This is a genomic window from Caballeronia sp. AZ1_KS37, assembly GCF_023631165.1.
GTDB lineage: Bacteria > Pseudomonadota > Gammaproteobacteria > Burkholderiales > Burkholderiaceae > Caballeronia > Caballeronia zhejiangensis.
The window spans coordinates 119,233-145,646 of the sequence record NZ_JALQDP010000028.1 but is presented as its reverse complement, the minus strand read 5'-3'; the positions used below and the strand labels follow the sequence as shown (position 1 = coordinate 145,646).

The 26,414-nt window shown below is 62.9% G+C and carries 23 protein-coding genes; 7 read left to right on the top strand and 16 right to left on the bottom strand.

The features are described from left to right. The first annotated feature begins 24 nt into the window (after positions 1-24). A complete protein-coding gene (locus NCS00_RS15270) occupies positions 25-969 on the top strand; it encodes a LysR family transcriptional regulator (RefSeq protein ID WP_033536098.1) in 945 nt (314 codons plus the stop codon). A 97-nt stretch (positions 970-1,066) separates the two neighbouring features. Next, a complete protein-coding gene (locus NCS00_RS15265; RefSeq protein ID WP_250440431.1) occupies positions 1,067-1,405 on the top strand; it encodes a hypothetical protein in 339 nt (112 codons plus the stop codon). 85 nt (positions 1,406-1,490) lie between these two features. On the opposite strand, the gene NCS00_RS15260 is transcribed toward NCS00_RS15265, so the two are convergent. Further along, positions 1,491-2,942 (bottom strand): aldehyde dehydrogenase family protein, encoded by a 1,452-nt coding sequence (locus tag NCS00_RS15260; protein ID WP_008353906.1) that lies wholly within the window; start codon positions 2,940-2,942, stop codon positions 1,491-1,493. A gap of 221 nt (positions 2,943-3,163) precedes the next feature. Between NCS00_RS15260 and NCS00_RS15255 the strand changes: the two genes are divergently transcribed. After that, positions 3,164-4,096 (top strand): M23 family metallopeptidase, encoded by a 933-nt coding sequence (locus tag NCS00_RS15255; RefSeq protein ID WP_008353907.1) that lies wholly within the window; start codon positions 3,164-3,166, stop codon positions 4,094-4,096. Positions 4,097-4,140: 44 nt separating this feature from the next. On the opposite strand, the gene tssJ (NCS00_RS15250) is transcribed toward NCS00_RS15255, so the two are convergent. The 15 genes from tssJ (NCS00_RS15250) to NCS00_RS15180 all read right to left on the bottom strand — a co-directional run bounded on the left by tssJ (NCS00_RS15250) (position 4,141) and on the right by NCS00_RS15180 (position 22,278). Further along, positions 4,141-4,896 (bottom strand): type VI secretion system lipoprotein TssJ, encoded by a 756-nt coding sequence (gene tssJ / locus NCS00_RS15250; protein WP_502801580.1) that lies wholly within the window; start codon positions 4,894-4,896, stop codon positions 4,141-4,143. 118 nt (positions 4,897-5,014) lie between these two features. Beyond that, entirely contained in the window at positions 5,015-5,548 is a 534-nt protein-coding gene (tssJ, locus tag NCS00_RS15245; protein ID WP_250440429.1) for a type VI secretion system lipoprotein TssJ, read from the bottom strand. Between the two features lie 8 nt (positions 5,549-5,556). Continuing rightward, positions 5,557-6,687 (bottom strand): type VI secretion system baseplate subunit TssG, encoded by a 1,131-nt coding sequence (gene tssG / locus NCS00_RS15240; RefSeq protein WP_175983085.1) that lies wholly within the window; start codon positions 6,685-6,687, stop codon positions 5,557-5,559. Continuing rightward, entirely contained in the window at positions 6,651-8,510 is a 1,860-nt protein-coding gene (gene tssF, locus NCS00_RS15235) for a type VI secretion system baseplate subunit TssF (RefSeq protein WP_250435518.1), read from the bottom strand. Before tssF ends, tssG begins: the two co-directional genes overlap by 37 nt. Before the next feature lie 7 nt (positions 8,511-8,517). Beyond that, positions 8,518-10,101, bottom strand: coding sequence for a type VI secretion system protein TssA (tssA, locus tag NCS00_RS15230; RefSeq protein WP_250440428.1), 1,584 nt, complete (start codon positions 10,099-10,101; stop codon positions 8,518-8,520). Further along, positions 10,098-13,595, bottom strand: coding sequence for an ImcF-related family protein (locus NCS00_RS15225; protein ID WP_250440427.1), 3,498 nt, complete (start codon positions 13,593-13,595; stop codon positions 10,098-10,100). Before NCS00_RS15225 ends, tssA begins: the two co-directional genes overlap by 4 nt. Beyond that, on the bottom strand, positions 13,592-14,302 hold the full coding sequence (locus NCS00_RS15220) for a hypothetical protein (RefSeq protein ID WP_502801581.1): 711 nt from the start codon (positions 14,300-14,302) through the stop codon (positions 13,592-13,594). Before NCS00_RS15220 ends, NCS00_RS15225 begins: the two co-directional genes overlap by 4 nt. Before the next feature lie 71 nt (positions 14,303-14,373). Then, on the bottom strand, positions 14,374-14,625 hold the full coding sequence (locus NCS00_RS15215; protein WP_250440423.1) for a hypothetical protein: 252 nt from the start codon (positions 14,623-14,625) through the stop codon (positions 14,374-14,376). Positions 14,626-14,627: 2 nt separating this feature from the next. Next, positions 14,628-15,440 (bottom strand): DUF2345 domain-containing protein, encoded by an 813-nt coding sequence (locus NCS00_RS15210; protein WP_250440421.1) that lies wholly within the window; start codon positions 15,438-15,440, stop codon positions 14,628-14,630. A gap of 458 nt (positions 15,441-15,898) precedes the next feature. Then, positions 15,899-16,393: a MaoC/PaaZ C-terminal domain-containing protein gene (locus NCS00_RS15205; RefSeq protein WP_235366203.1), complete on the bottom strand. Its 495-nt coding sequence runs from the start codon at positions 16,391-16,393 to the stop codon at positions 15,899-15,901. A 44-nt stretch (positions 16,394-16,437) separates the two neighbouring features. Beyond that, complete coding sequence (locus NCS00_RS15200) at positions 16,438-17,595, bottom strand: dihydrodipicolinate synthase family protein (protein WP_175983087.1); 1,158 nt, start codon at positions 17,593-17,595, stop codon at positions 16,438-16,440. A 5-nt stretch (positions 17,596-17,600) separates the two neighbouring features. After that, positions 17,601-18,452, bottom strand: coding sequence for a shikimate dehydrogenase family protein (locus NCS00_RS15195; protein ID WP_250440420.1), 852 nt, complete (start codon positions 18,450-18,452; stop codon positions 17,601-17,603). An 8-nt stretch (positions 18,453-18,460) separates the two neighbouring features. Continuing rightward, complete coding sequence (locus tag NCS00_RS15190) at positions 18,461-20,065, bottom strand: acyl CoA:acetate/3-ketoacid CoA transferase (protein WP_175983089.1); 1,605 nt, start codon at positions 20,063-20,065, stop codon at positions 18,461-18,463. A gap of 49 nt (positions 20,066-20,114) precedes the next feature. After that, positions 20,115-21,458, bottom strand: a complete 1,344-nt coding sequence (locus NCS00_RS15185; RefSeq protein WP_008353924.1) for an MFS transporter — start codon at positions 21,456-21,458, stop codon at positions 20,115-20,117. A 61-nt stretch (positions 21,459-21,519) separates the two neighbouring features. Then, positions 21,520-22,278, bottom strand: a complete 759-nt coding sequence (locus NCS00_RS15180; protein ID WP_008353925.1) for an enoyl-CoA hydratase/isomerase family protein — start codon at positions 22,276-22,278, stop codon at positions 21,520-21,522. Between the two features lie 345 nt (positions 22,279-22,623). Here NCS00_RS15180 and NCS00_RS15175 point away from each other — a divergent pair, with 345 nt between their 5' ends. From NCS00_RS15175 to NCS00_RS15160, 4 genes are all read left to right on the top strand, one after another. After that, on the top strand, positions 22,624-23,217 hold the full coding sequence (locus NCS00_RS15175; RefSeq protein WP_033536083.1) for a TetR/AcrR family transcriptional regulator: 594 nt from the start codon (positions 22,624-22,626) through the stop codon (positions 23,215-23,217). A 77-nt stretch (positions 23,218-23,294) separates the two neighbouring features. Next, positions 23,295-24,341 (top strand): Gfo/Idh/MocA family protein, encoded by a 1,047-nt coding sequence (locus tag NCS00_RS15170; protein WP_175983090.1) that lies wholly within the window; start codon positions 23,295-23,297, stop codon positions 24,339-24,341. Continuing rightward, positions 24,338-25,153 (top strand): shikimate dehydrogenase family protein, encoded by an 816-nt coding sequence (locus NCS00_RS15165; protein ID WP_250440419.1) that lies wholly within the window; start codon positions 24,338-24,340, stop codon positions 25,151-25,153. The genes NCS00_RS15170 and NCS00_RS15165 overlap by 4 nt, the downstream gene beginning before the upstream one ends. A 64-nt stretch (positions 25,154-25,217) precedes the next feature. After that, positions 25,218-26,246 (top strand): LacI family DNA-binding transcriptional regulator, encoded by a 1,029-nt coding sequence (locus tag NCS00_RS15160; RefSeq protein WP_008353929.1) that lies wholly within the window; start codon positions 25,218-25,220, stop codon positions 26,244-26,246. The last annotated feature ends 168 nt before the right edge of the window (positions 26,247-26,414 follow it).

The window sequence follows — 26,414 nt, the reverse complement described above, 5'->3', positions numbered from 1 at the left end:
GTTAATGGATGAGGGATTGCTGTGCTGCGCAACGCCACCCTGCGTCAACTCAAGATCTTCGAGACCGTCGCCCGTCGACTGAGTTTCTCGCGCGCCGCTGAAGAGCTCTACCTTACGCAGCCGGCTGTTTCGACGCAGGTGAAGCAACTGGAGGAGCACGCCGGGCTGCCGCTGTTCGAGCAGCTCGGCAAGAAAATCTATCTGACGCCGGCCGGAAATGAAATGCTTCACTACAGCCGCGCGATTCTGGAGCAATTCCGCGAAGCCGACGATGCGATGGCCCGACTCAAAGGCATCGCGGGCGGTACGCTCAACGTCGCGGTGATCAGCGCGGGCGATTACTTTTTCCCCCGCTTGCTCGCCGCGTTCACGCAGCGCAATACCGATGTCCGGCTCAATCTCGCGGTACACAATCGCGAGGAACTGCTGCATCAACTGTCCGACAATCTCACCGATCTCGCCGTGATGGTCCGCCCCCCGCGCGATATGGACACGGTGAACGTCTCATTCGCGCCCCATCCGTACGTGATCGTCGCGCCGCCCGATCATCCGCTCGTCGGACGGAGGAACTTGCCGCTCGAAGCGCTCGCCGACGAACCGTTCATCGTGCGCGAGCGTGGCTCCGACACCTGGAATTCGATGGAAGAAGGATTCGGCGGACGGCTGCCGAACCTTAACGTCGCGATGGAAATCACCAGCACGGAGACGATCAAGCAGGCGGTGATCGCCGGCATGGGCCTGAGCTTCTTGTCCGCGCACACGATCAGCATGGAATTGCAGGTCGGAAAGCTGGCGGTGCTCGATATCGAGGGCTTTCCCGTGATGCTCAACTGGTTCGTCGTGCATCGGAACAACAAGCGGCTACCGCCGGTGGCGCTTGCGTTCAAGCAGTTTCTGATCGAAGAAGGCGCAGCGCAGATCGAAGCGATCACGCAAATCGTCGCGAAGACGGGCAAACCGAACGCATAATTCTTTCTGAATAGATAAGCGAAAAAACTTTAACTATCGTATATGGATCGACTTTTCTATCCTGCATTCAAGCCCCACGGCCATACAGGAGACGATCATGATCCATGCAACGCACGACGATGACCGCGAACTTCAGGCGCAAGTCTGCGCGTTCAACACGACTTTCGAAGAACTCGACCTGATGTTCCGCTGGGATGTGCAGACGTATCGCGCGCTGGCATCGGCGGATAGCGATTACGGGAAGATCGCACAGTACATCGCAACCCATTCCCCGCATTTGCTGACGGCCTACAGCGCCGAGTTTCTTTGCCAGGCGATCGTCGAGCGCAAGAATTCGACAATCGAAGCCTGCCGGCAAAACACGGTCCAATATGAAGACAGCACGCAGCGGGCGCGGCTCTGGCGGGCGCGCAACGAGGAAACGGCGCGCGTCTGACGGGTCTTTCCGATCCAAACGGGCGGTTCGATGAGTCGGACCGCCCGTTTCCCTTTCGCCGCGGTTGGCCGCGGCGTTCATTCCGTCAAGGCGTCAGCGCCACCCAGACCGCCTTCGGCTCGGTGAAATTCTCGATGGCGACGTCGCCATGTTCGCGGCCGAAGCCCGAGTCGCCGCCGCCGCCCCACGGCAGGCGCACGTCCGTGAAACCGTAGGTATTGACCCAGACCGTGCCCGCTTTCAATTCCGCGGCCATGCGATGCACGCGGCCGATATCCGCGCTCCAGACGCCCGCTGCGAGACTGTACGCGGTGCCGTTGGCGATGCGCAGCGCGTCGGCTTCGTCGTCGAAGGGAATCACGCTCGCGACCGGCCCGAAAATCTCTTCCTGCGAGATGCGCATCTCGTGCTCGACGTTGGCGAACACCGTCGGCTCCACGAAATAGCCGCGTTCGCCCGCGCGCTTGCCGCCTGTCACGAGCGAGGCGCCCTCGCCCGTGCCGATGTCCACGTAGTCGAGCACGCTCTTCATCTGCTTGGCGGAAATGAGCGGGCCCATGTTGGTTTCGCGTTTGGACGGATCGCCGAGCTTGATCGTCTGCGCGCGCTGGGCGAGGCGCTCGACGACTTCGTCGTAGACGGCGCGCTGCGCGAGAATGCGCGAGCCCGCCGAGCAGACTTGCCCCGCGTTGAAGAAGATGCCCGATGCGGCCGCGCGCACGGCGCCGTCGATGTTCGCATCCGCGAAGATCACGTTGGCGGACTTGCCGCCTAGTTCGAGCGTGACGCGCTTGAAGTTGCCCGCCGCGCCCTGCAGAATGCCGCGCCCGACGGACGGCGAGCCGGTGAACGTCACCTTGTCGACGCCCGGATGCGCGACGAGGGAATCGCCGACGACCGAGCCCTTGCCGGTCACGATGTTGAGCACGCCCGGCGGCACGCCGGCTTCCAGCGCGAGCCGCCCGACCATCAGCGCCGAAAGCGGCGTGATTTCGGCCGGCTTGACGATCAGCGTGCAGCCGCACGCGAGCGCGGGCGCGATCTTCCACATGCCGATCATCAGCGGGAAATTCCACGGCACGATCGCCGCGACGACGCCGATCGGCTCGCGCACGGTGTAGGTCAGCGCGTCGGGGCGTGCGGGCACGACCTGGCCGTTGATCTTGTCGCACCAGCCGGCATAGTAGGCGAGCGTATCGATGGCGGCGGGCACGTCCTGGCGTTGTACACCGGAGATCGGCTTGCCGGCATCGAGACTTTCGAGCGCCGCGAGTTCTTCCTGATTTTCGCGCAGGAGATCGGCAAGCTTCATCAGGATTCGGCCGCGTTCGGCGGCGCGGATCGCATTCCACGGCTTGAGCGCGGCGCGCGCCGCCTGCACCGCGCGGTCGACATCGGCGGACGTGCCTTGCGCGACGTGGGCGATCGGATTCTCGTTCGAAGGATCGAGGTTCGTCGAGTAGTCGCCTCCGCTCGGCGGGACGAACTCGCCATTGATCAGCAATTCATAGCGCTTCAAATCCGCGGTGCTTTCCATGTCTCGCTCCAGTGCTTTTTCGGATCACTTCATGTTGAGGGAGAAGAACCATCTATGAAAGCAAAACATTTTTATTGTTTATATAGGGCGGAATGTATGAGCGGATATAGCGCAGGCCGCGGAATCGACTCTTGTCCCAAATTTCTCTGATTCGTCCGATAGGCCGAGATCCGGCGCGCTCCTACCATCTCAAAACTCGCACTGATTGCAGGGAGATAAGGGTGGTGTCAGTCATCTCGCGCTCGAAAAACGATCTTTACATCGTGATGCGGCGAGGCGCGCTGCGCGCCATCGTTGGTACTGCCTGCTCGGTGGCGGTGCTGGCGCTGGCAGGCGGTCTCGCGCTGGGCCAGTATGACGTTCAGATGCGGCGTGCGCAGGAGCCCGCCGCCGTCCGATACGCCCAAGCCCCTTACAACGCCGATGAGCTCGCGCGTCTGAAGGCGTCGAACGCCGCGCTCGATGCGCGCGTGGAGCGGCTCGCTGCGCAGTTGGACACGCTCAGTGGGTTCGATCAACGCTTGCGCGCAAAACCGCCGCGCGCCACGGCGACCAGCGCAGTGGCCTCGGTGCGCGCGGCCTCCAGCGACGCAGCGGGCGGCCCAGAGCTTCCGCCCCGCCCTTGCCAGGCCGCCGACGCGCGACCGGAGCCGCGAAACCGAAGCAACGAACTCGACTGCCTGGCGACGACGCTTGGCGCGCTCGAACAAGACGCGGCGCAGCACGAGGCGGCGTGGGAAGCCTTTCCGGGGCGTCGTCCGCTCGCGTTCGGACGAACGAGTTCATCGTTCGGGAACCGTCTGGATCCGTTCAATCGTCACCTGAGTTTCCACCCGGGCGTGGATCTGGTCGCCCCGACAGGTACGCCGATTCTCGCGGCCGCCGGCGGCCGCGTAATCCACGCCGGACCGATGCCGGGCTATGGCAATACGGTCGAGATCGATCACGGCAACGGCTTTATCACGCGATACGCTCACGCTTCGAAGATCGAAGTGCGCGTCGGACAGCAGGTCGAGCCGCGCGAGACTATCGCCGAGGTGGGCTCGACGGGTCGATCGACGGGACCGCATCTGCATTTCGAGGTGCGTGTGGGCGGGAAGCCGGTCGACCCGGAAGGATATCTCGCGCTGTTTGCGGGCGACTCGCATGCGTGAGACGAGGTAAGAATTGGTCCGCCGGGTGGACCATTCCGACACGTTCAATTCGAAAGCAACCCGCCGGCGCTCTTCGAGAGCGAACTCGCGCTCGCCTTGGCGCTTGTGAGCGCGTCGGTCGCCGTGTTGACGCTCTGCGCCGCCGCTTTGCTCGCGGCGGCGGCTCCCGAGACACTCGATGTCGCCGACGCGGCAGCCGCCCCGGCGTTCGATACGGACTGCTGCGGCGCATCGCGTTTCACGGCTTTCGGATCCGCACCTTCGAGCACGAGCAGATTGCTCTGCACACTGATTCTCACCGGATCGGTGTCCTTCCACTGCTTCTTCGGAATCAACAGCTTCCACACGCCGTTGCTGCTCGGCGAGCGGAAGAACGCCACTACGCCAACGTACTCGGCGTCCTTCTGCATCGGTTCGGCAACGCTCGCGCTCGCGCCCGGGCGCAGCACGACGTCCTTGGTGGCGACGAGATCCGTCTTGAGCAGTTCGAGATCGGCGTTCTGCAACTGGACGTATTCGAGTTGCGCGAAGGTCTTCGAATCCTTGAGTTGATAGAACCGCACCACCGTCGAAAGCGGCTGGCCGGTCGCGTTCTCGTTCAACGCGGCGCGACCGTTCAGTTCGACGTTCATCGACTTGACTTGCGTGGTGAAGAGCCATTCGGCTGCGCTTACCGTGCTGTCCTTGGTGGCCTGCCATGCGCCGCAGCCGGCGAGCGTAAGCGCGCCGATGAAAAAGAGCGCCGAGTTCACGCTTCGGGTCGCGCGGGCGACGAGGCCATCGCCGCGTAATTCGTTCAATCTGTTGTGCCGCATTGCTGGTTATTGTCGATTTCGATTCGGTTTGATGTTTGAAGCCATCGGTCTTTTGTCGCGACCGCCCTTTAGCTACGATGGCGACGACAGACGCTGCCGCACGTCATTTCTTGCCCGCCTTCGCCTTGCTTTCCATATCGAGCTTGCTGTCCGCCAGCGTCAGCTTTACCGGCGCGTCGTCAGGGAGCTTCCTGGCCGCGATGACCTGCTTCCAGCCGCCCGCCTGATCGGCGTTCCGATAGAACGCGGCAATTGCGATGAACGCGGTCTCCTTTTGCATCGGCTGCGACACGCTCGCCGATGCGCCGGGATTGACCACGGCAGACACGCTCGCTTGCAGATCGCGCCCAAGCACGGTGCGGTCGTGGTGGAGAAGCTCGTTGAACGACGCGCTGTCGAAGCGCGCGCGATCCTTCAACTGATAGACGCGCACCGCCACCGGATGCGGATGGCCCGAAGCGTCCGGATTCAGGTCGGCACGGGCGCGCATGTCGACGTCGACCGCTTTCACGCGCCAGTCGGTCATCGCTTGATAAGCGCTCGTGGCTCCGTCGGAGGTCGCCTGCCAGAGGCCGCAGCCTGACAGCCCGAGAATGAGCAACACCGCGCAGGCCATTTGATTCGGTTTCGACATCATTCGGCCTCTCATGCGGCACGCGGTTCGAGGTACGGGTTCGGTTGCGGTGCCGGAAACGCTTCGCAGACGCCCAACTCGACCGTGATCTCGCGTTCCTGCCGAACGGGCAGCACCACCGTCCAGCCCAGACGCGGCGATACGGGCGCACGCGCTTTGCCCACCATTGGCTCGGGCGTGAATCGCGAGGACATCTGCATGCGCAGATGCACGTCCGCCTTCGTGCCGATATAGAGCCGCGCCAGGGCCATCAAATCGCGATGGAGCCACGCACCAGGCAACAAGTCGTGCGCCTGTTGCGCGTTCGTCGGACGCAGCGTCACGCGCACCGCGCGACTGCGGTAATGCACGCGCTTGCCGAGCACGTAGCCGCCGCCCAACCCGCGTGGCTTGCCTTCCATCATCGCTTTCGCGCTTAGCGGCTGGCCTTGTCCCGCGCGCCTCGCCACGGGCCAGAATTCGTCGACGCGCACATCCACGCCCGGCGCACCCAAAGCGATCACGCCCGCCAGCCCTTCCGGCGTGCGCGTGCGCTGAATGAGCAGACCAAGAAGCGCGAGCATGCGGGAGTCGGGCAAGCCCGCACGCGCGGGTTTATTGCCCCAGCCGAAGCCGGCGAGACACAGCAGGTTCCTTGAGTACGGATCGGCGCCGCCGTGCCGGAAGGTCTCCGGGTAGCGGTACTTCTTCCACGCGCGATACAGCAGCGTCACGAACCGGTGATTGAACTGGTCCAGAAACGCTTCGACGGCTTCGTGCCCTTCCTCGCGCATGGCGATGTCGTCGAGGTAGTGCGTCGGCATCACCGCGTCTACGCCGTACAGGCCCATGAAGGTCGTGCGGATCGTCGGCGGCAGCGGTTCGCCGTATCCGCCGTCATCGAGGTCATCGAACTCGACGGCAGCGATTTCGCCAGCGGGAAAACCCATGCGCGCGCGCGACCGGAAACGCACCGGCTCGTGCGCGGGCGTATCGCGTTCACCGAAACCGGGACGATCCGGCGCGCTCGCTTCGAACAGCCGGCACAACTGCATGAAGTTCATGCGCGGGGCGCGTGCGAGCAACGCCGCGACCAGCGGCTCGACATTCGGAAAATCGCGCGGCTTCATAGCGGCGCCCGATGCGTCTTGCTGCGCGGCCATTCGATGCGCGCCTTCGATGGCAGCGTCACCAGCGCGAGCTTCGTGAAGAGGTTCACCTCTGCATACAGCTCGAAGAAGCGATGCAGCAGCTCCCCGAACAACATCACATCGCCTTCGCCCGAGAACGCTTGCGAATCCAGCGTGACTTCGACCAGCACGCCGCGCTCGACCGCGCCGCCCGTGATCTCTTCGAGCAATTCCTCCGACACATGCAGGATGCCCGCCAGCCGCCTTCGATTCAGCTCGTCGTTGGTCCAGTCGTAGAGCGCGAGGGCGCCACGCAGCACTTCTGCGTTCATCATCGACAGGAAGTTCGGCGCGAGATGCGAAAGCACGCGCCATTGAAAGCGGTCGCCCGTGGGCGGATAGAGCGGTAACGTGGGCGCCACGAGATTGCGCACGCCACCGACGTTCGGCGTACTCTCGGCGAGTTCGTCCAGACGTGCTTCGCGCAGGCCCTTGCGCGGCAGCAGCCCGTTGGTGCCGGTCACGCGCAGCGACAGGCTTTCCTCGGGCAGATCCGCCATCGACTCCCATGCGTTGCCGCCCAAGATCAGCCACGTTTCATGCAGACCATCCAGCCCCGCGCGCACCCGCGTATGGAAATACCGCTCGGGCGACTCGTGCCGCAGCATCCCGCCGCGATGCCGAAAGGTCGCGAACGGCACGTACTCGTAGCGCTCCGAGGTAAGGTGATCGAACGACTCTACCGCGTCGACGGAATACGTTTCGACGTGCCCGCCCTGATAGCCTGCCGGCACCACGCGATACTCGGTCTCGTGATGATCGATCGTGACGGTTTCCGCGTCGAGTTGAAACAGATTGATGACCGGCGAACAGAACAGGCGCACGTTGTCCTTCGTGAAACGCTGGTCTGCCGGATACGCCTTCTTGAGCACGAACTCCAGTTCGAATTGCGTCGATGCTTCGGGAAGCTGATTGAGATCGAATCCGCAGATATCGACGAAGAGGAACTTCTCGCGGAACGTGAAGTATTCGAGCAGCAGTTGATAGCCGGAAAACGCGGCGTCCGCCTTCGGCCACAGGCGTTCTTCCGGCGAGAAACCCGCTGCTTCGAGCGTGACGCCCGAGAGCGCGCGCGCCTCGCCATCGCGTATTTCCGGCACGCGCCATTCGACCGATTCGACATGGCGGGTAAGCGCCAGATGCATCGCGAAAGCCGTCGGAAGTTCCGCGCTCAAGTGAAGGCGGATGCGGGACAGATCCGTTTCCGCCCGACGCGTCGAACGATCCAGCTCGAACGCGATGCGAATGACCGATTTGCCGTCGTGCCGCACGGCGGGGCCGGCGCGCGCGATCTGGATCGGCTGAAGCGTCACGGCCTGCGTCGTGCGATAGAGGCACTGCACCGTCTCGGGCGTGATGCCTTCACCGCCGTCCTTCGGGACCGGAATCGGCGCGGACCGTACAGCCACGCCCGCGGGGACGAGAATCGTGCTCTGCATCTTCTCGCCGAGCGGAATCAGCTCCACGACCGACAACGACGGAATCATCCGCAGATAGTGCGGCCACAAGAGGCTGACGAGGCCTTCGGTCAACTCGGGCAGTTCGTCGTCGAGCTTCTGCTGCAGACGGCCGGTCAGGAACGCGAAGCCTTCGTAGAGCCGCTCGACATACGGATCGCGGTCGCCGACGCGGTCCAGATTGAGCATGCGCGCACGGTCCGGATGCGCGCGGGCGAATTCGCGCCCGGACTCGCGCAGATAGCGCATCTCGGCTTCGTAGTAGCCGAGCACCGGATCGTCGTAACGGCTGTCGACATCGGCGTTCAGATCGCCGTCGATTACGTAGGGGTTCTTCATTGCCTTGTTATGAAAGCGTCAGCGCGCGGGCGGGATCGAGCACGGTCAGTTCGTTGCGCAATTCGTTGATGCGCGAGCCCAGAGCGATTTTGTCGGCGTCTTTGCGCGTGGTTTGCGTTTTGAGCGCGCGCATCAATTGCTGCTTTACTTCGAAGACCAGCGCCGGTTCCCAGCGCGTGAGCGGCAGCGAGTGCGACGCGGCGTCCAATTCGGCGAGCAGCGCGAGCGCGGTATCCGCACGGCCCGCCGAGTCGGCGACGCGCGCCATCACCAGGCGTTGCAGATATCGATGGCGTTCGGTCTTCATGCCCGGTAACGCATCGAGCCACGCAAACGCCGCTTCGATGCCTTCGCGTGACGACAGATCGCGCGCTTGCGCTTCGATTTCGGGCCAGTCGCCTGCCGCGTGCTCATCGGCATCCGCGGATACCGGCAGCGACGCCACGCTCTCGCCCGCTTCCAGATCGCGCACCACGGCGTGGCGGGCGATCCATTCGAGCGTGGCGTCGTCGGCGAACGGAGTGCCGTCGTTGAACGCGAGCCGCTCGATGCCCGGCAGCCGTTCGAGGAAGAGCGCGAAGTCGGCGCGCAGCAGATCGCGCCATGCGTTGTAGGGCGCGCCCACGTTATCTAGCGCGACGTGCTGGAAATACTGCAGGTCGAACCACAGATGGTTGACGCCCTCCATGAACGCGCCTTCGACGCGTTCGAGCAGTTCGTTCCACTGTTTCTGCAGCACGAGCCGCTTGAAATGCTGGCGGATTTCGCTGCGTGGCGGCTCGATCCGCGTGCGCCCGCTCGCATCCCCCGGCGGCACTTCGTGCAGCGTGTCCCAGCGGATGCTGCGCACCAGACGCGCCGCCGGCAGATAGCCGTTTTCCTGATCGCGCAGCCATGCGGCCATCGTGCGTGCCTGGTCGAGCAGATCGCGTGCGGAGACTATCGGACCGGATGACGGCAGCGACGAGCTTGCGGGAATCGGCGCGCTCGCGCTCGGTTCGGCGCTTTGTATGGCGTCGTCGTGGCGCTCAAAGCGCGCGACGAGCGCCTGCAGGTTCGGACGCGCGCCTTGCGCCCATGCGTTGGTGCGCCCGACGATCACATCGAGCGCGGCGATCGCGCGTTCAAGATCGGCGGGGGCGAACGCGCCACGGGCGTCGAGCAGATCGAGGATGCGCGCGGTCGCCAGCATCTCGAGCGCGCCCTTCCTGGCTTCGGCACGGGATGGATGCACCGACTCGCCGAACCGGTCTACCAGCGCGGCCGTCAGTTCGAGCCCATCGGCAAAGCCTGCTGGCCCATCCTGGCGCAGACGCGCGAAGGCATAGAAGCCCGCCACGCGCAGATCCTTGCCGACTTCCTTGGTCAACTGCTCGCATGCGCGAACGATCGACGCGTCGTCGATATTCGAGAGCTTGCCCGCTTCGTCCTTCACTTCGAAGAAGGCATCTTCATAGCCGGGATCGCGGCCGACGCCGTTCTCGCCAGACAACGGCGTGAGCCACGCGTTCCATGCATCGAGACGCGCTCTAGTGAGCTGATCGGCGTCCTGAGACGGGAGAAGTTTCTTGAGCAATCCGGCCAGCATCATCGACCTCCCGGCAGCGGCACGCCAACTTTCTGCGCCGCTGAGAACGCGCCTGGCGGTAAAGGCGGCGGGTTCGGGCCCGAACCTCTCTCAGCAACGGACTTCGTCATGAAGATGTGCGTCGGCAGCGTGAAGTGGCGCAGCGCCAGCACATCGAGCGGCCCCGCGCCGCTTTCAGCGCGCAGTTGCACCGAAAGCGCCGGACCCACGCCCTGGTCGGGCGTCCACGACAACACGTAGCGCGCGTTGTCCTGCTGCGAGACCTTGGCGCGCTCCATCAGACGGATGAGCGCAAAGCGGCCTTGCGCGTACATCGTCGAGCGCAGGCCGCCTTCCTCCGTTTCCCATTGAAGCTGCGCGTCGTTGTCCAGCGCCTGGCCTGGCCATTCGAACGGCACCCACTGTTCCATCTGATTGAAGTAATGAAGCTGCTGTCCCGATGACACCAGCTTCATGTCCGTGATGCCCGGTGTGGGCGCGCCGCGTAGCTCGAAGCGCACGCGGGCGTCGCCCGAGGGGAACAGCGCGGTCGATACACGCGTCAGCTTGTTCAGCGCAGCGAGGAACGCGGGATCGAGCGTCAGCGTGCCCTGGTCGGATCCCTGCGCCGCGACCCACTGATCACCTTGACGCTTGACCACGCCCGCCAGTTCCGTCGCCACAAACTGAGCGATGACACCGTTATCCATTCGCATGAAGCGCGCCATGTCGGGCAGCGACGCGTCGTTGTCGGAATCCGCGAACGGATAGCGTCCGCCAAACGCGCGGTTCCAGTCCGCCAGAATCGACGTGCGCCAGATCTCGTTCAGGCTCGATGACGCGGGCTGCACGACCACCTGCCAGGTCTGCTCGAGCGGCGCTTCGAAGAGCCGGCCGAAACCCGACCATTGCTCGCCGAGACTCGCGGCCAGCCGGCTCGCGTAGTCGCGACTGTCGGCGATATCGGATGTCTTGCCTTGCAGCACGGCTTGCGCGGCCGCGCGCGACATCGCGTCCGGATCGGCGCTGGCCATCATCTGCTGCGTCTTAAGGCGCATGGCCGTCACGCGCTCCAGGTAGCGCGGCAGGCTCAGTTCGCCGAGCGCGGCGCTCTGTGTCGGCGACTTCGCGTTGGCCGGTGCGGGCGCGGTGAGATCGGCGCCCGTCAGACGCAGAATCGGGCCGAAGGCGACCGCCAGCGGAGCCAACTGCGGCTGCGCTTGTTTCGACGGATCCTTCTCGTCCTTGCCCGCCCACTGCTGCGCCTTTGCAATCAGATTGTCCGAGAGCGATTGCGTCGACGCGCCCGCACTCGCCTGATAGACGATCGCGTTCATCAGCGCGACCAGCGGCGAGCGCTGTGGATCGCCAAGGAGCGTCAACTGATCGACCGTACCCGAGAGCGACGATGCGCTCTGCCAGCGGATGCTATTCAGAAACAGCGCCCACGCGCGCGTGTAGTCGTTGAAGTAGCGCTGGCGCAGTTCGGCTTTCAGCGTCGAAGGAGCAGTGTTGTCGAGCTTGGCGTCGGAGAGCACCCAATCGCCCGTGACCGTGCGCTGTTCGCTCGCTTCGTCGATCGCCTTCGGGATGCGTTCGTCCCACGCCGCGCGGGTGAAAACACCGGGCACGGTCGCCGTTGTGTTGAAGAGGCCGCGGCTTGGGTGATCGCCCAAAAGCGTGGCGAGCGTCACCGGTGGGTACTTCGGCTTCGTCTCCTCGATGATTTGCTGGTAGATGGCGTCGGTCGAGTTCTGGATGCCGCGCACGCCGATGATCGTCTGGCGGGCGGCGGCCACGAGCGCAACGTCCGGGGTGATTGCAGCCGCTGAGTCGCGCTTCAGGTGGCTGGCATAGAAAGCGATTGCGTGCTGGCGCGTGTCTTCCCACGTACCCGGCGTCACCGATGCGTTCGACGGGCGCGCCGGTGCGTTGGTGGCGAGCATATGGGCGCTCAGAAACGACGCGTCGGCGTGCTCCGGGTGAGCGAGCATCAGATACGTCTTGAGCGTGTCGTACGCGGCTTGCACCTGCGCGTTGCCGCCGCTGGCGATCTCGGCGTCGGAGAGCGAAGCGAGTTGTCGCAGCCGCTCCTCGAGCTTCGCCTGGATCGGTGCGATGAGTATGCGCGAGGCTGCGCTCTGGTAGCCCGGCTGAAGAGCATCCAGCAGCGCGGCGTCATGGTTCAGCCCGAAACGGGCGTGCCATGGCGCACCTTCTGTGCGATGGACCTCCAGTGTGTCGAGTTGCTTGTCCAGCCTGTCGAGGACGGTTAGCGTTTGCGTAGTGCCTTGTGCGGACCCAAGCTTATCCAGCGTCGCAGCGGCGTTTTGAATCGATGCACGGTTCGATACTCCCGAAATGAGGGTGCCCACGACCCACAGCGCGACGGCAGCGACGCTCACCCACGCCGTCGACGTCGACCAGCAAAAACCCACACGGCGACCATGGATCTTACGGCTATGCGCCGCAATCGTTTGCCAAACCCCGTGACGCGAGGTCGCGAAGTTCTGCGAATCAGAACGGTCCTCTAGAACTCTCCGATCGTCTTCTGCCGACCGCTCTGAGGTAATCGGAGCGAACAGCAAACCGTGAATTGCAACACGCCAGACGCGGGAGCTTCCAACGCGCATCACCACGTCGGAAAGGGCAGTACGCCACGTTTCCATATGCTGAGCGAATTCAGCCGCCAATCGATCATAGGGGTCGAGACTCAGACGGGCAACGCCCATAGTTGAGAGTTCGCCCCCAAGACGAACAAGCGAGTTGTCGAGATAGCTCTTGTCTGCCCGCGCCTCTGACCAGAGGATGCCAATCGTCTCGCTATGCTTAGCAACAGCGCCACCGCACTCTTTCACGTTCAACAGGTAGGTCGGCGCGGACCAGTGTAAAACCCGTGCATGGTGTGCGAGGTATTGTCCGATGGAGTCCGCGTCGAAAGCATCGCCTGTTCTGCCCTCGGGCGCCGTTACTGCAACGATCGCATCAATTGGTCGGCGAGGACGCAGCTTTCTTATGCGAGACAGCCACTCCGTATCAAGATCATTGGCAGTCTGCCGCGAATAGAGTAGTACCACACCACCAACTAATGCGAAACCGACCTCGACCAACTCCGGCGCCAAATGCTTGACATGATCCTCACCGCCCACCGCAAGCAACCATCGCTCGCGATAGCGCCAACGCCTCCCGTGTCGCTCGATCAGGCGATGACGCAATGCATTGATACGCGCCTCATAAACACTCGACGTCGCATCGGTGGCGTCCGTCTTCGCTTGCGGCGGTTCAAATTCCAGCGACTTGGACGCTGACTGAAGGCTCCGCCGAACCTGCGTCCGCTTGGGCAGCACAAACCCTAGCACGAGCAAGAGCGAGGCCATCGTAGCCAGCAGATACCCGCGGTACTTAGAAAGCCATGCGCTCAACGCTGGGCCGTCGACAGTCAGATAGATAAAAAAGACTGCCGCCAGAGAGATTCCGGCAAGGATCAGCCATCTTCCCCAGGTGTACTTATTCTTCAATTCATTACTTCCTTCGTCGACTGCATTACTGCGAACATCAAAGTGTGCTTTCCGTCATCGTTGACCGCCAATAACTGAGGCGCCTCAGATTTCAAGCCTATCTCCAGCGCAATGGCCAACGCTACCCAAGCACTGGCCGGTCCAACAGTTCCGAGCACCGCATCCAGGTCTCGCACCGAGGCTTCGCCCGTAGCCGGATGATTTCCCGCCTCCACTTGAACGGCGCCGCGTGCATCATCTCCAATCGCACTCAACCAAAAGTTTGCAGCCTTCTTCGAAACGAGTTGTATGTCCAGCAATTGAAACAGGTCTTCCTTGAAGTGTTCCGACAAGGAATGCATGGGCCTAAAGATATGCACGCCTTTCAAACCAACGCTTGCTGGTCGCAATGGATCCGGACGAGCCTTCGCCCGCAATAGAATCGCCGCCCCTCCCTCACTGAACGGCTTGCCCTTAGCGTCGTGCCAGAGCTGAAAAGCGACAAACAACGTCGCCGGCGCGATCTCCGAGTCAATCCTATCCTGTAGGTTCGACATACTGGCAGACGCAGGCATCACCTGCACGGTTACTCGACGCCGTTCGCTTGCCAACGCTAGTTGAGCGGCCAACTTCCACGTATCACTCTCATTGAGAGATTGTTCGTCGAGCAGCAGCACAATGTCCAGCTCCCGTACGGACGCCAAGTGAGTGGACAGGCGATCACTCACTAGCTCGAAAATCGAGCTAGGTCGCTGCTTACCTTGTGACACAGGCAACCACTCGAGCCCGCAAGACCGCCCTAGGTTTCACACAACTGTACGGCGCTGTTTGCAGAGTGAAGCTCCGCCATCATGTCGCTCAGCTTGTTGTATTGGCTTCGCACTGCATTTGCGTCTTCCGCAGGAACAACGATCACCTCGCCCATTTCAGGTCGCAAAAAGCACAGTGGCTCAGCAGGTACCTTCACATCGACGTTACTACTGCCGGGCTTGCTGCTGTTGGTGGCGCCGGTTCCAATAGGCTTTGTCGGGGTTGCAAGTATGTCGCTCATGATCAACCTTTGAAAATATTTAATCCCTGCCCTTTTCCGGTGTATACGCGCACGGTACGCCCCTCGACGTCCGTGATGCCTTCGTGAATTTCCCCATCTGCAGTTTCTATCCGGTAGGGGTGGTACGAAAGAATCTCGCCCGAGTGCTCATCGCGCAGCGTGAATTGCTCGTCGAAGAGTCCAGCCGGCTTGGGCAGTACGGCTGTTGCCTCGTGAAGTGTCGCCGCGCCCTGCTTTTGCATCGTGATGACCTTCAGAATGAGATCGCCCGGTCCGCCGATCGTGACGTTGCCATCAGCGATTCGAATAAACGCGCCTCCCGACTCAAGGACGATCTCGCGCTTCCCTTTAACCCGGACCGAGCCATCAGCACTCGAGACGGTCAAGTCTTTGGCTGAAAGAAGGGACATCGCATCGGTTTGCGCTTCGATATCGATCGAACCACGTCCTGCGAACAACTTGATGCCCATCTTCTGAGCAAACAGCGATACAGCTTCGCCAACAGCTACGCTGAAACGCTTCAGGGCACTGACGTCGAAGTTCTTAGGCTCCGGCGCCTTGCTGAAGTCCTTCCATCGTTCACCGAACATCTGCCGCAGATAAGCTTCTTGAGGATCGATGGGGGCGATGGTCAACACCGCAGACCGCCCAACGACCTGATCCATCGGAATATCGGCGACAGGGCTCGTAAATTCGATATTGAACTTGTAGAGCGCGCTAATTTGCGCCTCGCCATTGAAGCTCAATACTGAGATGGGCGCGGGGTGGGGCTTCAACTGGAGGCCGTAGGCCTGACTTGGCAATACCATTGACATGCGAAAGCACTCTCCCTGATAAGCGCCACCTTCGACGACAACTTAGGTAGACGTTTTAACGACCCGAGGATTGCATCGCGCAATCGCTTGGCATTCCGAATCGGGACAATTTAGCAGGGGATTGTGACCTAATATTCCGTCGCTCGGAGCGACGTCATTGTCATTTAGGAATGGTCCGAAGACGCTAGCGGCACTGATCGGAGGTGGGGCCGCTCGACATGGAAACTGCACCCAGCCTTTAGCATGTCCAGGTTAAAGCAGCGATCGCAGCGATCGCAGTGACGCGCACCCAAACTGCAATTCTGCACGTTGCTCGTGCTCGCAGAGGCGGTGCGGAGTGGGAGGTCATGACACAACTGGTTGCGCGCATCGGGCTCGACCGCCCGAGCTTCGGTCAAACTATGATCGTTAACGTCCGCTGATGGGCAATCGTCGCGCGTATCGAATATTTGAGAAAACTAAGCCCGATTCTGCATCAACAGCAGCGTCTCCCCGTCCTGCACGACGTTCCCCAGTTGATTCAGCACGCGCAGCTTCAGCGTCGCGATTCCTCGGTCGATGCGCTTCGTCACCCGCTTACCGACGACTTCGATTTCGACCTGAATGCGATCGCCGATATGAAGCGGCGCCCGAAACGACCAGTTCCATCCCAACGTCGCCAGCGCGCTCATGCGCACCGGTGAGCGCGTCTTCAGACCATCGGTGAGCGCGAGGCCGAGCAGTCCGTGCGCGATCCGGCCGGAAAATCCCGCCTGCTGCGCGGCCACATCGTCGAGATGGATGTCGTACATATCGCCCGATACACCCGCGTAATTGACGATATGCGCTTCCGTCAACGTCATGCCCGACGTGACGAAATGATCGCCTATCTCGAGGTCGTTCAGGTCATACATGCCCGGCGCGAGCAAACGCCCGCGCTGTACGGCGGCTTCTTCGTTCTGTAATTGGGTCATGTCTTCCATCTGTCCTTGTAATGTGCCTTCAAGAAAGTCGGCGTTCAAAGTCCGAGCGTCTGCATGACGAGCCGCATTCGCTGAACCGCGAGATCGGGATTGCGCAGCAGGCCGGCCTTATCGGCGAGACGGAACACGTCCGCGAGATAAACCGGCGGACGTGCGCCGTGGTGACCGCCGAGCATGAAGAAATGCGGCTGAAATCCGTTCAGGTAGGCGAGAAAGACGACGCCCGTTTTGTAGTACTGCGTCGGCATGCGAAAGATGTGGCGCGAGAGCGCCACCGTCGGCGCGAAAACCCGCTCGTATTGCGCGAGATCGCCTGCAGCGAGCGCCGCGAGCGCCTGCGATGCAGCCGGCGCGATCGCATCGAAGATGCCGAGCAACGCGTGCGAGTAACCTTCTTCATCGCCCTTGATGAGCGACGGATAGTTGAAATCGTCGCCCGTATACATCCTGACGCCTTCGGGCAGGCGTCGCCGGAAGGCAATCTCGCGGGCATCGTCGAGCAGGGAAATCTTGATGCCGTCGATCTTGCCAGCGTTCTCCGCGATGACCGTCAGGCACGCGTCGGCTGCTTCGTCGAGATTGTCGCTGCCCCAGTATCCCTTCAACTCCGGATCGAACATGTCGCCGAGCCAGTGAAGGATCACGGGCTTGTCGCACATCGCGAGCACTTCGCCATACACACGCAGATAGTCATCGCGACTTCGCGCCACGCGGGTGAGCGCGCGGCTTGCCATCAGGATCACCCGGCTGCCCGTGCGCTGAATCGCTTCGAGCTGCGTCGCATAGGCGCGGATGACGTCATCGCACGACGTGGCCGACTGCGCGGGAAGATGATCCGTGCCGCATCCCGACGCGATCCGCGCACCGGCCATGTCGCGCGTTTCCTGCATCGTCCGCTCGATGAGCTCGAGCGCCGTGTCCCATGTGAGGCCCATGCCGCGCTGCGCGGTGTCCATCGCCTCCGCGATGCCGAGACCCTGGCCGATCAGATATCGCCGATATTCGATCGTGCGCGCCCAGTCGAGTGCGGCGGGCTGATTCAGTTCGCCGCTGCGAAGCGGATCGGCCACGACGTGCGCGGCGGAATAGGCGATGCGGTTGAATGTCGATCCCGCCGGCGCGCCGCCGATCGGATCGCCTTTGAGCGTGTAGTTTTCGAACTCGCCGGAAGCGGTCGGAAGAACGATATGCATGGTAGTCAGGTCCGGATAGGCGCGTCGAAAAGGATAGGGAACGCTGCGGGCATGTCGATGCCGAAAAACGTCGCGAACGCCGCGAGCTGCCCTTCGATCATCGGCCGTCCGTTGGTCGCGCGACAGCCGCACTGCCGCGCATGTTTCAGCAGCGGCGTTTCGGCGGGCGTCATGATGATGTCGACGACCTGCATCGCTTCGGAAAAGGCGCCAAAGGAAGCCGGCATGCCATCGCCCGGCTTCATGCCGACCGGCGAACAGTTGATGAGCAGATCCATGCCCGCGACATTCGCCGGATCGACATCGACGCGAGCCTCGCAATCCGGATAGAAGCGGTTCAGTCGCGCCGACAACTGCTCGGACAGCTCGCGCTGCGGATCGCTCAGCGCGATGCTCGCCGCGCCCGCCTCGGCCAGCGCGTGCGCGACCGCGGCGCCCGCACCGCCCGCGCCGAGCTGCTTCACGCGCTGGCCGCGAACCTCGAAGCCGAGACGCGTCAGTCCCTGCACGAGGCCTGTGCCGTCGAACATATCGCCGTACCAGGTGCCATCCGGCTGTTGCCGCATCACGTTGATCGCGCCGACGCGCCGCGCCGTGTCCGACATGTCGTCGACCATCGCCATCGCGCGCACCTTGTGTGGCACGGTGACGACCAGGCCATCGAGATTGCCGAGCGCCTGAAGTCCGGCTACGGCCGGCTCGAACACGTTCACGGGCACATCGAACGGCAGGCATGTCGCATTGATGCCGCTTGCGTCGAAGAGCGCGTTCATCAGTTGCGGTGTCTTCACCTGCGTCACCGGACTGCCGACGATGCCGAAGAGGCGCGTCGATCCATCGATTCGAAGAGCTTGCAACTCGCGCTTCACCGCTCGCCCCCCGCTAACGCAGCAAGCCGCGGATGACACGGCCAGCCTTGCGACGCCATCACGGCATCGAGGCCCATCGGTTCGGGACGGAAGAGTCGCTCGTCCATCAGCTTGAGATCGGGCGAGATGACGGGGCGAAACGCCATGTGCGCGAGCACGTCGCGCTCGAGATCGATGCCCGGCGCGATCTCGATCAGTTCGAGCGCGCCGTCGATGGCGCGGAACACCGCGCGCTCGGTGACGAAGAGTGTCGTCTGCTTGCGCTCCTGCGCGAAAGGTCCGCTGTACGACACCTGCTGCAGCTTCGACACGAACTTGCGATGCGCGCCTTCCTTCAGGATCTGCAGCTTGCCGCCTTCGCAGGACACTTGCAGGTTGCCCGCCGTGAACGTGCCGCCGAAGACCATCTTGCGCGCGTTCTGGCTGATGTTGATGAACCCGCCCACGCCGATCAGCTTGTTCGCGAAGCGGCTGATATTGACGCTGCCCTGCGCGTCGATCTCGACCGCCGAGAGAAACGCGATATCGATGCCGCCGCCATCGTAGAAATCGAATTGATACGGCATGTCGACGATCGCGCTGTAGTTGCGCGCGGCGCCGGCATCGAGTCCCGCCGCGGGCGCGCCGCCGATCAGCCCTTGCTCGTTCGTCAGCACGATGTGATGCAGCACGTCCTCTTCCGCCGCGACGAGCCCGATGCCCGTGCACACGCCCGAGCCGACGTTGCACACCGCGCCCATGCTCAGTTCCATCGCGAGACGCCGCGCGATGATCTTGCGTTCGTCGAGCGGAAGGCGCGGAAAACCGCCGAGCGGAATACGCATTTCGCCGGTAAACGACGGATCGTAAGCCGTCTGATACGTCACCGGCTGATCCTCCTGAACGACGACCGCGTCGACGAGCATGCCCGGAATCTTCACCGTCTTCGCGGGCAAGGTGCCGCGCTTCGCAAGCCGCTTCACCTGCACGATCACGACACCGCCGTTGCGCTTCGTCGCCTGCGCCATCGAGAGCATGTCCGCGAAAACGGCTTCATGCTCCATCGATATGTTGCCGTCTTCGTCCGCCGTCGTGCCGCGCAGAAAAGCGACATCGACTTCGAACGGCTTGTAGAACAGCCACTCGCGGCCGTCGAGCTCGATCAGGCTGACGAGTTCGTCATCGCTCGGCGCGCCCTGAAGCCCACCGCCATTGCGCGGATCGACGAAGGTATGCAGCCCGACATGACTGACGAGCCCCGGCCGCCCCGCCGCCATCTCGCGCGTGAGCTGCGAGAGCGCGCCCTGCGGCAGTGTCCACGCTTCGACTTCCTTGTTCAGCGCCATCTGCGCGAGCGCCGGCGAATCGACCAGCGTGCCGCATACGACACGCTTGAGCAGCCCCGTATGCGCGAGCCGCGATGCGCCGCGTTCGCCGCGATCGCCGAGGCCGACCGGATGAAACGACGTGATCCGGCGCGGCTCGCCCTGCGCGAGAAAGCGCCGCTCGAGCGCCTCGATCAGCGCTTCCGGCACGGCGTGCCCGCTTCCCGATCCGCCGATCATCAAGGTATCGCCATCCTTCAGCAGGGATGCAGCCTGGTCGGCGGTCAAAATTTGCATGTCATCTACTCCGGTATTGTCTGTGTTTGCGTCGATGCCCGCATCGGCGTCAGATTGCCGAATGCGATTCCTGGAACACGGGCTGATCGTCCCGATGACGCGAGAGGCGTTTGCCGAACAGCGCCGCGATCAGCGTGAGCAGGCAGAAGACGGCGAGGAACACCATCACGTAAGTCGGCTTGCCGCCCGCGTATGCGACGAGCGCGGTCGCGATGAACGGCGTCGGCCCGCCTATCAGCGCGCCGGAAAACTCGCGGCACATCGCGATGCCGGAGAAGCGGTACTGCGTCGGAAACAGATTCGACAGGAACGCGCCCTGTGCGCCGCAGGTGCAGCCCCAGCTGATTCCATAGACCGCGCTCATCGCGATCGTGGCGAGCACGATGTCCTTCGAATCGATGGCGCGGAAGAGCGGCCACACGAGCGCGAGCGCGATCATCGCGCCGGCGGCGAACACGTTGCCGCTGCCGTATTTGTCCGCGAGCATGCCGCCGACGGGCGCGCAGAAAAGCGAGAAGCCCAGCGCGATGATCAGTACGACGAGGCTGTCAGCCTTCGCCATGCCGACCGTGTTGGTCATGTAGCTCAGCGCAAAGGTATTGAGCACATAGCTGAGCGCCTGATGGCCGCCCATCGCGAAGAAGCCGCACAGCAACTCGCGACGGCTGTTGCGAAACAGGTCCGCGACGGGCACTTTCTCGGCCTTGGCCTTCGCGCTCGCCTTCTCCATCGCGGCGACGTATTCGGGCGTTTCATCGAGCTTCGAGCGGATGTAGATCGCGACGCCGAACAGCCCGAGCGACAGGATGAACGGCACGCGCCACGCCCACGTGAACAGGATGTCTTCCGGCACGTACGAGATCATCAGGAACGTCGCGATCGCGATCATCACGCCGAAGTTGGTGGCCGCGTTCGGAATCGACGTAAAGAACGCGCGCCGGCTCGGCGGCGTGTATTCGGCGATCAGCGTGATTGCGCCGGCGAGTTCCGCGCCGGCGCCGAAGCCCTGCATCATGCGCAGCAGCACGAGCAGGATCGGCGCGATCACGCCTGCCTGCTGCCACGTCGGCAATATGCCGAGGCCGACGGTCGCCGCGCCCATGATCGTCACGCAGAACACGAGCGCGGGTTTGCGGCCGTATTTGTCGCCGATATGCGAAATGACGATGCCGCCAACCGGCCGGATGATGAAGCCGACCGCGAAGGTCGCGAACGCCGCGAGCGTGCCCGCAAGCGACGACAACTGCGGAAAGAACAGCTTGTTGATGATGAGGCCCGATGCCGCTGCATAGAGCCCATAGTCGTACCATTCGATGATGGTGCCGAGCGTCGACGCGAACACGGCGCGTCGGATGTTCCTGCGGTCTGCGTTCTGCGCATGTGCGACTTGCATGGCGCTGTCTCCTGCTTCTCTTTGGTCTGGTTATGTTCGACGTGACGTACTTGTCCGCGAATCAGTTCCGGCTTGCGCGATTGCCGAATGCGTTGGCGCCCTCCTCGTAGTTGCCCGAGGCGAAGCACAGCGACGTCAGCTCGTTCTCGTAGCGAATGCCCTGTTCGACGCTCATCGAAAGCGATGCGCGCACGGCCGCCTTGACCGACTGCGTCGCGATCGGACTGAACTCGGCCATCTTGCGGCACAGCGCCATCGCGGTTTCGACGACGGCCGCATCCTCGACCACCATCTCGACAAGGCCGATGCGGAGCGCCTCGTTCGCATCGATGGTGTCGCCGGTCAGCAGAAGGCGCATGGCCTGCCCGTAGCCGATGAGGCGCGGCAGCATTTGCGACGCACCGCCGCCGCCGACCCAACCGCGCACCACTTCAGGCGCGCCGAACTTCGCGCTTTGTCCCGCGACGCGGACATCGGCGCCAAGCATCATTTCCAGGCCGCCGCCCAACACCCAGCCTTTCAATGCCGCGACGACGGGCTTGGTGAATTCGCGCACGACCATCGCGTAATCGGTGCGGGCGCGAAACTCCCACGTCGTGCGATACGTCTTGAGCGAATGGAGATCGCTTCCCGCGCTGAATGCGCGCTCGCCTTCGCCGCGCAGCAGCACCGCGCGGATCGCTTCGTCACGCTCGATGTCCTGCCGGATGCCGGCGAGCGTCTGCGTCATCTCGGGCGTGATCGCGTTCATCTTCTCCGGTCGATTGATGACGATCTCCGCGACCGCGCCGTGTTTGCGCACCACCATGTGTTCCTGCATCGCGCCTCCTTTTTTTCACTGCCGAAGCAGTGATGTCCCATTCGAGTATTCCCTTATACTTACTTACTAGTAAGTACGTTGAGAGGACATTAACATCATTTCCGGGCACTACGCAACGAGATTTTCGGGAGGCGAAAAATGGAACGCGCGCAGTCGTTTGCGGAGAAGGCGGCGAAGAGATCGACAAATGGGGGTCGTGTAAAATCAACCGCAATTTCCGCAGCATCCCCGTCCGTTGCTTCGCCTCGTTCGAGGCCGAGCCGGCAGTCCGATCCCCACCGAGATGAACCGTTGAGTCAGAACGACAAGACCGACAAAACAAGCGCCGCGCCCAAAAAATCTCCGATGTACGACAGCATCAAGGATCTGGCGAAGAAGCTCCTGATCGCGCACGGCTATCACAAGACAACGTTTGGCGTGATCGCGAAGGAGCTCGGCATCACGACCACCAACATCCACTATCACTTCGGCAACAAGAACAGTCTCGTCGAGGAAGTGGTGAAGGAATACGTGGCCGGCGCCACCGCGGGACAGAAGAAAATCTGGCTCGACGAAACGCTGTCGCTGCGAGAGAAGCTGCAGGCGGAAGTCGCCTACAACCGCAATCTGTTCCGCAAATACAATCCCGGCGGCAAGACGCGCAGGCCGTGGAGTCTGATTGGCCGGCTGCGCCTGGAAAGCGACGTCCTGACCGACGAGGCGCGCGCGGCGCTCGCGGGCTTCACGACCGAGATCCACGCGGCCGTCGAAGTCGCCGTCGAGCATGCGAGCCGCACCGGCGAGCTGAAGCGCGACACGCCGAAGGAAGACCTGATCTTCCTGCTCACGCACCTCGTCGACAGCCTGTCGGTATTCGCACAGGACGCGGGCGGCTTCGAGCGCGTCGAACAGTTCATGAACTCTTTCTCCGTCGTGGTGCTCGCGAAATACACCAAGTGAATCTTTCCCGTCGATGTCATCGGCGGCTGGACAATTAGATCGATCTACCTTATTGTCTTTCAACGGAGACAATAGACATGAACGAGACCGGTTTCAAGCTCGCAGTCGTCGGCGCGGGCATGGCATCCGCGCCGCATCTGGCGAGTCTGCTGGCCTTGCAGGACCGCGCGACCGTTCGGTATGTCGTTGCGAGGTCGCGGGAACGCGCAAGCGCTTTCGCCCGACAATTGCCGCATGCGCGCGTCACGCTCGATCTCGACACCGCGCTCGCCGATGACAACGTCGACGGCGTGCTGCTGCTGACGCCGCCGAACACGCATCTCGAACTCGGCGCGATGATCGCGGCGGCGGGCAAACATCTGCTGGTCGAGAAGCCCATCGACGTCACCACGTCTCGCGCGCGCGAGCTGGTCGCGCTATGCGAGCAACGCGGCATCGTCGCGGCTGCGGTGCTGCAACATCGCACGCGCGACGCAGCGCGCAAGCTCCGTCAATTGCTCGACGCGGGCGCGCTCGGCGACATCCACAGCGCGAGCATCGCCGTTCCGTGGTGGCGTCCGCAGTCCTATTACGACGAACCCGGACGCGGCACGCGCGAGCGCGACGGCGGCGGCGTGCTGATGACGCAGGCCATCCATACGCTCGATCTTTTCTTGTGGCTGGTCGGCCTTCCCGACGAAGTGTTCGCCTACGCGATCACGAGCCGCGCGCACCGCATGGAATGCGAGGACACCGTCGCGGGCGTCATGCGATACCGAAGCGGCTGCGTCGCGTCGCTGCACGCCAGCACGGCCATCTTTCCCGGCTTTCCCGAACGCATCGAATTGAGCGGCAGCAACGGCAGCGCGACGCTCGGCGGCGGCAGGCTCGTCGTGCAGTACATGGACGGCACCACGCTCGACGAAGGCGAAACCGCTTCGCTCGGTTCAGGCGCGAACCCGATGGCCTTCTCTCATCACGCCCATCAGGCCGTGATCGCCAATTTCATCGACGCCGCCACGCACGGAATCGAGCCGGTCGCGTCATTGCGCAGCGCCTTGAATGCGCATCTGCTGATCGACGCGCTGATCGCCTCGTCGGATGAGCATCGACTCATGATCGTCAACCCGGACTCGTCATCATGACTTTCGCACTGAACGCCGCAGTTTCCGGAGACACGCGCCTCTTCGCCATCGTCGGCGATCCGATTGCGCAAGCGCGCTCGCCGCTCGTCTTCAACGAGATATTCCAGCGCATGGGCGTGAACGCGGTGCTCGTGCCGATGCAGATTCCCGCCGCGTCGCTCGCGACCGCCATCGCCGGACTGAAGACGATCGGCAATCTCGATGGCATCGTCGTCACGGTGCCGCACAAGATATCGATGACCGGCCTCGTCGACCGGCTCCTGCCGATTGCGCGGAAAGTGGGCGCGATCAATTGCATGCGCCGCGTCGAATCGGGCGAATGGGTCGGCGAGATGTACGACGGCGAAGGCTTCACGCGCGGACTGCGAAAACAGGGCCACGAGCCGCGCGGCATGTCGGTGTTTCAGGCGGGTGCGGGCGGAGCCGGAAAAGCGCTCGCGCATGCGCTGTCCCGCGCGGGCGTGAAAGCGCTGCAATTGATCGATGTGGATCGCGCGAAGCAGGACGCGCTGATCGCGGAGCTTGCGCACGCTTATCCCGATGTGAACGTCTCGGCCGGAAGCGCCAGTCCCGCGGATGTCGATATGGTCGTCAACGCGACGCCGTGCGGCATGGCGGCCGGAGATCCGTTGCCGTTCGACATCGCGCGGCTCGACCGCCGCGTGCTGGTGGCGGACATCATCATGAAGCCTGAACGCACACAACTGCTCTGTCAGGCCGAAGAACGCGGCCACCGCATCCATCTCGGGCGTCATCTGCTGGAGAATCAGGCGGAGATCGTCGCCGAGTTCTTCGGCATCGCGCATGGCTGACCGGAAGACGGATCTCGCGGCCGATTCGGATACACTCCGGGCATACGACTCATCGACCGTTCCAATGACCCGAGGCAAACCAGGTTCTCCCGTCACGCTGCTGGATATTGCAAACGATCTCGGCCTGTCCCGCGCCACGGTCTCGCTCGTGCTGCGCAACAGCCCGCGCATCTCCGAAGCCACGCGCGAGCGCGTGCTGGAAGCGTTCAAGCGCAAAGGCTACGTCTACAACCGCCATGCGGCGGGCATGCGCAGCAATCAGACGAACACCGTCGGCGTCGTCGTCAACGACCTCGCCAATCCGTATTTCACGATGCTCGTCCGCTCCATCGAGGCGAGCCTGAGCACGCAAGGGTTCATCACGCTGCTGGGCAACACCGACGAATCGCTCGAACGCCAAGGCCGCTTTCTCGATACCGTGCGGCAGCACAATATCGACGGTCTCATCGTCTGTCCGACCGAATCGACGACGGCCGCGCAGATGCGTCAGGTGCTCGCGTGGGGCATTCCGTGCGTCTTCGCTTCGCGTTACGTGCCGGGCCTCAAGGCCGATTACGTCGGCGTGGACAATCGTCGCGGCATGGCGCTCGCGACCTCGCATCTGATTTCGCTCGGGCACAAACGCATCGCGATGATCGGCGGCGTGATGCGCGCGTCGACCGGCAGCGACCGCGCCGAGGGCTATCGCGACGCGCTGCGCGACGCGAAGATCAAACTCGACGAACGGCTGCTCGTGCCGTCGCCGCTGACGCGTCACGACGGAAAGCGCATCATCACCGAACTGCTTGCGCTGAAGAATCCGCCGACGGCCGTCGTATGCGGCAACGACATCGTCGCGTTCGGCGTGATGCTCGGACTGCGCGCCCACGGCATCGAGCCTGGCGCAGACTTCGGCGTCGTAGGCTTCGACGACGTGCCGGAAGCCGAACTCTGGGAGCCGCCGCTGACCACGGTCCAGGTCTTGCAGGACGACATCGGCCGCGCCGCCGCCGATCTGCTGCTCAAGCGCATGACGGAGCCTTCGCGCACGCCCACGCGCATCGTCTCGGAGCCGGTTCTGGTCATCCGCGGAACCTGCGGCGCGCGCAAATAAGCGCTTCATACCCGGACGTGCTCCGTTCGGGTTTCCCTTATAAAAATCTCCTTGCACCGTATCCGCGCAGCTTTTACCCTGTAGTAGATCGATCTAACAGATTTTCGCAGTCGCATCGGCAGCGTCTCTTCGCGCCTTTTTCGTCGCAATGCAATATGGACATCAGAC

Excerpts from the sequence above, each read along its gene's own strand:
- NCS00_RS15265 (WP_250440431.1), top strand. The coding sequence starts at position 1,067 with ATGATCCATGCAACGCACGACGATGACCGCGAACTTCAGGCGCAAGTC.
- NCS00_RS15260 (WP_008353906.1), bottom strand. The coding sequence starts at position 2,942 with ATGGAAAGCACCGCGGATTTGAAGCGCTATGAATTGCTGATCAATGGC.
- tssJ (WP_250440429.1), bottom strand. The coding sequence starts at position 5,548 with ATGATGTCGAAACCGAATCAAATGGCCTGCGCGGTGTTGCTCATTCTC.
- tssG (WP_175983085.1), bottom strand. The coding sequence starts at position 6,687 with ATGGCCGCGCAGCAAGACGCATCGGGCGCCGCTATGAAGCCGCGCGAT.
- tssF (WP_250435518.1), bottom strand. The coding sequence starts at position 8,510 with ATGAAGAACCCCTACGTAATCGACGGCGATCTGAACGCCGATGTCGAC.
- tssA (WP_250440428.1), bottom strand. The coding sequence starts at position 10,101 with ATGATGCTGGCCGGATTGCTCAAGAAACTTCTCCCGTCTCAGGACGCC.
- NCS00_RS15215 (WP_250440423.1), bottom strand. The coding sequence starts at position 14,625 with ATGAGCGACATACTTGCAACCCCGACAAAGCCTATTGGAACCGGCGCC.
- NCS00_RS15210 (WP_250440421.1), bottom strand. The coding sequence starts at position 15,440 with ATGTCAATGGTATTGCCAAGTCAGGCCTACGGCCTCCAGTTGAAGCCC.
- NCS00_RS15205 (WP_235366203.1), bottom strand. The coding sequence starts at position 16,393 with ATGACCCAATTACAGAACGAAGAAGCCGCCGTACAGCGCGGGCGTTTG.
- NCS00_RS15200 (WP_175983087.1), bottom strand. The coding sequence starts at position 17,595 with ATGCATATCGTTCTTCCGACCGCTTCCGGCGAGTTCGAAAACTACACG.
- NCS00_RS15190 (WP_175983089.1), bottom strand. The coding sequence starts at position 20,065 with ATGCAAATTTTGACCGCCGACCAGGCTGCATCCCTGCTGAAGGATGGC.
- NCS00_RS15185 (WP_008353924.1), bottom strand. The coding sequence starts at position 21,458 with ATGCAAGTCGCACATGCGCAGAACGCAGACCGCAGGAACATCCGACGC.
- NCS00_RS15180 (WP_008353925.1), bottom strand. The coding sequence starts at position 22,278 with ATGCAGGAACACATGGTGGTGCGCAAACACGGCGCGGTCGCGGAGATC.
- NCS00_RS15175 (WP_033536083.1), top strand. The coding sequence starts at position 22,624 with ATGTACGACAGCATCAAGGATCTGGCGAAGAAGCTCCTGATCGCGCAC.
- NCS00_RS15170 (WP_175983090.1), top strand. The coding sequence starts at position 23,295 with ATGAACGAGACCGGTTTCAAGCTCGCAGTCGTCGGCGCGGGCATGGCA.
- NCS00_RS15165 (WP_250440419.1), top strand. The coding sequence starts at position 24,338 with ATGACTTTCGCACTGAACGCCGCAGTTTCCGGAGACACGCGCCTCTTC.
- NCS00_RS15160 (WP_008353929.1), top strand. The coding sequence starts at position 25,218 with ATGACCCGAGGCAAACCAGGTTCTCCCGTCACGCTGCTGGATATTGCA.